This window comes from Corallococcus llansteffanensis (assembly GCF_003612055.1).
Taxonomy (GTDB): domain Bacteria; phylum Myxococcota; class Myxococcia; order Myxococcales; family Myxococcaceae; genus Corallococcus; species Corallococcus llansteffanensis.
This window is the reverse complement of record NZ_RAWB01000956.1, coordinates 1-1,876: the sequence shown is the minus strand read 5'-3', so window position 1 is coordinate 1,876 and position 1,876 is coordinate 1. Positions and strand designations below refer to the sequence as shown.

The following is a 1,876-nucleotide window of genomic DNA, read 5'->3' as shown; positions in this document are numbered from 1 at the left end:
CGCCCGCCCCGCCTGAGCCGGCGGTGGTGGAGGAAGAGGCGGTGGCGGTCCCGACCGAAATCATCGAGGAGCCCGAGGTCGAGAAGCCCGCGCGCCCCGGCAGGAAGGCCACCGCGAAGGCAGGCCGCGTTTCGCAGACCGCACAACGCACCCAGGCTGCCGCGCCTCCCGTGGAGCCGGCGCCTGAAATTCCTGTCGCCGTCGCGGCCAGCAGCCTCCAGGAGACGGCCCCGCCTGCCCCCGAGCCGGCCGAAGCCCTTCAACCCGAGACGAAGCAGAGCGTCTTCGGCCTGATCAAGTCCAAGGGCCAGGAGGCGCAGCAGAAGGTCTCCCAGCTGGTCAAGTCCAAGCAACAGGAGCTCCAGCTCAAGGTCTCCGGCCTGATCCAGACCCGGCAATACGACTCCGCGCTGGAAGTGGCCAACGACTGCGCGAAGAACAACCCCGCCATGCCGGAGTGCCAGCTGATGCTCGGCCAGGTGCACGGCAAGCTCAACCACCCCCGGGAGAGCACCCAGCATTACGAGAAGTTTCTAGCGCTCGCCCCTCCGGACCATCCCCGGCGAGCGGAAGTCGTCGAGCTGCTCGGAAAGACCCGCACGCCAGGGACGGAGTGAGCTGTTTCCACTCGCTGACAGGCCAGGCATCGTCCATTCGGCCTTCCCTGGAAGCTGGGCTTAAGATGGCAGGGCCATGGCACTGCAAACAGGAGACGTTTTCGGACGGTATGAGCTGGTGTCCTGGCTGGGCCGGGGCGGCATGGCGGAGACGTGGCGCGCCCAGCTCGTAGGTGACGCGGGGGTGACGAAGCCTGTCCTCATCAAGAAGGTCCTCCCCGAGTACGCCGACGACGAAGCCTTCATCTCCATGTTCATCAGCGAGGCGCGCATCTCCGCCACGCTCTCCCACGGCAACGTCGCGCAGGTCTTCGACTTCGGCCGGGTGGATGGTGAGTACTTCCTCGCCATGGAGTTCGTGGACGGCCAGCCGCTCCACCGCGTCCTCAAGCGCGCCCTGAAGAGCGGCATGGCCGCCCTGCCCATTCCCGTGGCCGTCTTCATCGCACTGGAGATGTGCCGGGGCCTGCACTACGCGCACACACGCACGGACGGCAGCGGCAAGCCACTGGGCATCGTCCACCGCGACATCTCTCCGGACAACGTGCTGCTGGGCTACGAGGGGCAGGTCAAGATCGTCGACTTCGGCATCGCCAAGGCGCAGCTCCTGCGGGGCTTCAAGACGGCGCCGGGCGTGGTGAAGGGCAAGTACCTCTTCTTCTCCCCGGAGCAGGCGCGCGGGGAGGAAGTGGATGCTCGTTCGGATGTCTGGGCCACGGGCGTCGTGCTGTATGAGTTGCTGTGCGGCAAGCTGCCCGTGGATGGCCCGCCGCACGTCGTGATGATGCGCGTGGGGCGAGGCGAGATTCCCGCGCCTGGCGTGCTCCGGCCGGAGCTTCCAAGAGAACTGAATGACATCGTGATGAAGGCGCTGACCCCGGACCGGGACCAGCGCTTTGAATCCAGCCATGCGTTCGGGGATGCACTGGCGGGATTCCTCTACTCGAACTTCCCGCGCTTCTCCGCGATGAGCATCGCGCACCTGCTGCGGGTGCTGTTCCGGGGCGACCTGGTGCAGGAGGGCCGCGAGCTGCCAGTGCCGGGCTCGTTCCTGGAGGAGATGAAGTCGTGGAAAGGGTCGACGGAGGTGCCGGAGCCGGCGACGCCCCTCCCGCAGGTCCGCACCCGGCCCCCGCGTGTCCAGACCCTCAAGCCCTCCGTGACCGCCGCGACAGAGCCGCATCCCCTGGCATCAGCTCGTGGCTCCTCTCCCCGGATGATCCAGGGATTGATCGCGGGAGGCCTGCTGACGGTGGGAG

1 protein-coding gene and 1 pseudogene are annotated in these 1,876 nt (G+C 67.3%); both read left to right on the top strand.

The genetic code is table 11. From position 1 onward, the window contains the following. Positions 1 to 617: pseudogene (locus tag D7V93_RS45615) on the top strand (serine/threonine protein kinase); the annotation flags it as partial. Between the two features lie 76 nt (positions 618 to 693). Beyond that, a partial coding sequence (locus D7V93_RS42435; protein ID WP_147451659.1) for a serine/threonine protein kinase occupies positions 694 to 1,876 on the top strand: 1,183 nt, incomplete at its 3' end.